General features: G+C 34.7%; 5 protein-coding genes and 1 pseudogene. All 6 read right to left on the reverse strand.

Features of this window, described 5'->3' with window-relative positions:
* Nucleotides 1-94: 94 nt before the first annotated feature.
* Nucleotides 95-475: a hypothetical protein gene (locus AC4D4B_RS19375; RefSeq protein ID WP_491000829.1), complete on the reverse strand. Its 381-nt coding sequence runs from the start codon at nt 473-475 to the stop codon at nt 95-97.
* Between the two features lie 192 nt (nt 476-667).
* The gene (locus AC4D4B_RS19380; RefSeq protein ID WP_491000830.1) at nt 668-1,042 is read right to left on the reverse strand and encodes a hypothetical protein; all 375 of its coding nucleotides are present in this window, start codon (nt 1,040-1,042) and stop codon (nt 668-670) included.
* 242 nt (nt 1,043-1,284) lie between these two features.
* Nucleotides 1,285-2,485, reverse strand: a pseudogene (locus tag AC4D4B_RS19385) (IS110 family RNA-guided transposase).
* Between the two features lie 259 nt (nt 2,486-2,744).
* On the reverse strand, nt 2,745-3,281 hold the full coding sequence (locus AC4D4B_RS19390) for an ATP-binding protein (protein ID WP_491000831.1): 537 nt from the start codon (nt 3,279-3,281) through the stop codon (nt 2,745-2,747).
* Between the two features lie 94 nt (nt 3,282-3,375).
* A complete protein-coding gene (locus tag AC4D4B_RS19395) occupies nt 3,376-3,591 on the reverse strand; it encodes a hypothetical protein (protein WP_490996237.1) in 216 nt (71 codons plus the stop codon).
* A 189-nt stretch (nt 3,592-3,780) separates the two neighbouring features.
* Entirely contained in the window at nt 3,781-4,023 is a 243-nt protein-coding gene (locus tag AC4D4B_RS19400; RefSeq protein ID WP_491000832.1) for a hypothetical protein, read from the reverse strand.
* Nucleotides 4,024-4,197 lie beyond the last annotated feature (174 nt).

Genomic DNA, 4,197 nt, shown 5'->3' on the forward strand with positions numbered 1-4,197 from the left:
ATTCAAATGAAAAAAGTTCAACCAGAAAGTTCTGGCTGAACTATATAATACGAACCTGCCCCTTTAGCAGCATAAGAACTTATCTATTCTTTCATTACTGTTTAAAGGGAAGCCTCGGTCTCTCATCTTGATAGATAGAATATGTCTCCTCGACGCTTTCCATTTTTGAACATTGGTCATCATTACAGGAGAATATATATGTCTGTTTGTCTGTACGAACACTGACCCCCATATTGTAAGGAAATGAACCACCTTTATACTTATCAATACCTCTTTCAATAGCGATGATATTCTCTTTTTTTGCTATATTTTTATACTCATCACTCTCAACGGTTTTTTGAACCATTTCGCTCATAATTATTTCTTCTTCTGGAGTAGGCTCATATCCTCGTTCAAACAAAAACCATTTACCAGCGATATATAGATTTAACCCTACACTTATTATCAATAAAATTGTCCAAAACTTTTTTTTCAATATACTCCCGCACCTTTATAAATAATTTCTTTGATTAACTAGATTATTGCTGCATAATGCTATCACATTTCTAACTAAATTATACCAATCCTTCTTCAACTAACCTGACCCGTTTCTATAATAAGGAATTCAACAAAAAAAGAGCATTAATCCTCCTTGATAAATGCCCAGAGTTGCATAAGAATAGTTTTTTCACCGTGTATGATGTTCTCTAAAAATCAGTTTATATACTGGCTTAAAATCAATTTCTATTATTTGTTGCGAGTCCTCGTTCACAATGGTTAAAAGAACGCTTGCAGTATCCTTTTTATCTGCTGTAATCTCAAATTTCACTACTCGTTTTAAATCTAAAAGTGATAACAATATATTTGAAGTCGTTTGTGTTACTTGTATTTTTACTTCACCGTATGATGGAGAGATAATAACACTAAAGTCTTCTGCTCCATTAGAAAATTGATATGTCGATTTATTGTAATAAAACGGTAAATCTTCCGTAGTATTATCAAATAATATAGGTTCACACTCAAACAGCGAAAGAAAGTCGTTTTCTTCTGGGAATACACTCACTAACCATCATCACCTTTCAGCTCCCTATTGTACCATTTTCTAGTAGAACTAACCTGCCCCTTTACTTCCATAAGAAATTCAACACAAAAAGGCATTAACCCTTCTTGAATCAAACCAGCTAATAGGATGTCAATATCTCTCTGTAAAATTCATTTTTTTATATGCTATACTGTTTTTAGGCATACCAAATAACCCTCCAGAATCTTGTGGAAGGTTTTTCTTTATGTGGTTAATATGTCTTTCTAAGCTATATCTAGGAAATGTTCTTTCCTTTTTAATAAAGCATAAATCCAGTGAAGAAGTTTATTGATACAAGCGATAATTGCCACTTTCGATGGCTTTCCTTCTAAGCGTTTCTTATCATAGAACTCCTTGAGCTTTTTATTTCTGGAACTTCTTATTCCACATAAAACAGCTAGATACAAACTGTGCCTTAGCCTGCTGGAACCTCGCTTCGTAATCCGATTCGTCGTCGCTGTAAACTTGCCAGATGAATGGACACTTGGATCGATGCCAGCGAAGGCAACCAATTTCTTAGGGTGATTAAACCGATCAATCTCACCAATTTCGGAAATAATCGTGGCAGCGATTTTTTCTCCGATTCCAGGGATAGATTGGATAATCTTATATTCTTCTATTTCATTTGCCAGGGATACCATTTGGCTCTCCAAATCCGAAAGGTGTCCTTGGTAATGAAATAGGATGTCTATATACATATTAAGATTGATGAGATGGCTTTGATACATCACCTTTTGAAAAGGATTTTGAGAAGCTGAATGGATTAATTTCCTTGCTTTTTCTCTTGCCCACTGAAGAGAACGAGTTGGACAATACCCTTTTATTCGTTCCGCCAGGTCCTCTTCATCCGTCTCTAGAATCTTCTCCGATGTTGGATATTCTTTTAATATCGATAAAGATACTTTCGAAAAAAGATCTCCAAATACCTTTCGGTAATCAGGAAAAATCTGATCCAAAATCGTATGAAATTGCAATTTTGCTTCTACATACATATTCGTCACGATTTCCTGTTGTCTAGATAGATTACGAAGGTTCAACAGCTGAATTCCCCTCATTTTATAAGGTTCAAAATCCTCTTTGTAATAAAGGGTACATAACTGATACGCATCAAAGGCATCTGTTTTTACCTTTCTTAAACTTGATTTCTTCGCTGTGAGAAATGATTGGATTCAACAGGATATAAAGTAGATCATTTTCTTCTAAGCACTGAATAATAGGAATATGATAATGTCCCGTTGATTCTAATATGACCACTGGCATCTTACCTGTCATTGATTTAATTTCGCCTAAGAAACTTACAAGCCCATCTAATTCTTCACGATTATGCTTAATTGAAAAGTTCTTTCCATAAGGCTTTCCTTTATCTAAAAAAGCCTGAATTTCACTCTCTCCTTTAGCTACATCTATACCCACAGCTGGGTTCATTCTTTTTCCTCCTCTTTCGTATTCGCCAGTAACCCCTATTTCCTCCAAGTAGTATTATAGCTTCGCTTGTTATACGAGATCTCAGTCCCAACCAGCCTCAAACATATTTCTACTAGTAGGGGGTGAACAGTTTGATCGACGGGATCAATGCCCCACGCCCCCGTACGTTCTACCCTGGCTACTGATAGAATAAATCTATAAAAAAAAGTTCAACCAGAAAGTTCTGGCTGAACTATATAATACGAACGCCCCCGTTAGTTCAATTAGTATTTAGATAATCTAATACAATATCAACTCTTTCATTGACTGAATAATCCCCTTCAATTTTTAATACTAGACAAGATAAGTCTGCCATCCAATACTCGTGCAATTTTTTACTTCTAACTTCCATTCCCGCACTATCATAAAGAGAAGCCCACTCTAAAAAAGTTTTCGATTGTTCATATTTGCTTCCGCCAGTTAATATTTGACTTCCATAACGCTCATATTCCCTCTTCTTTAACCTTTCAAGTCTTATATCTTGCGGAACCCATAAGAATATAACAAGGTCAAAATAACTTTTAAAGTTATCACCCCAACCACACACTGCACCAGAAAGAATCCAGTTTTCATTAAGTAATAAATCTTTTTCAAGTATTTCTCTTCTTTTAGGTACTTCTCTTTGTTTAGTAAATTTAGTTGTCCAAAAGTAGTCATCTGTATCAAGATGTGTATGAGGTAAGACCTTTGATAATGAAGAACCGAGCGTTGAGGTACCAGAACCAGAAGCTCCCAATATGTGTATTTTTTCTTTCATTTTCCCCATCCTTAATCATAGGCTTCTTCAACTCTTCTGCCCCTTTAGTGGCATAGCAAATAGAGGTGATCACATAATTTGTTATGATAAAGATTTAACTTGATTGTTTGCATTTCTTTAAACGAATGTCTCGCCTTATTTCAAGAATTCCTATAATTCCACATACTAATACGCCAAACCCTAATATGCTTGTGAGAATCCAATTGTTTCCCCAACTAATAATTACACTACCTAAGCAACTTAGAGCAATAATGAATGCTCCATATTTTGCTCGCCATTTTTCTGATTTTAATGGTTTTTCACCTTTCAAAGTTATTCACCTCATACTAATTAGAAATTCTATGATTATTCTTCATCCCTAAGTATTTCATCAGTTTAAATCTAAAATCCTTCTTCCGCTAAACTGCCCCGTTTGTGGAATAAAAAAAAGAGCTGATTACAACTCTTGATATTGAAGTAATGCCCCTGTTAGGCACAATATGAAAGATATCACTCAACCTCACTTAAGTTTTTTTTCAATTCGGTCAAGACGTTGTTTAATCTCTTGTATATCTCTTTCTTCCATTTTTAATTTCTTCTCGGCTATTTTAGTGTTTGCTAGATACCGCTTAACTATCTTAACGATATATATAATTGCTACAATAATTACACCAATTATCACCAAAAGAACAATTGGTAAAATGCCTGTAATAACATCTACCCAACCAGATGTCTCTACTACTGGCTTAATGGTTTCACCCACTTTTGCATCACCCCTTAGAATAGTACCTTTAATAAATCCTCTAAATATTAATTAATAATTCTACACTGTTATTGAATTAACCTGCCCCGTTACTTCAATAAGGAGTTTAACAGAAAAGGACATTAATCAACTTATTCATCTTCGTTCTTATCCTCCTTAGATAAAAAACACCAC

This window comes from Pradoshia sp. Z6_59, from assembly GCF_058267515.1.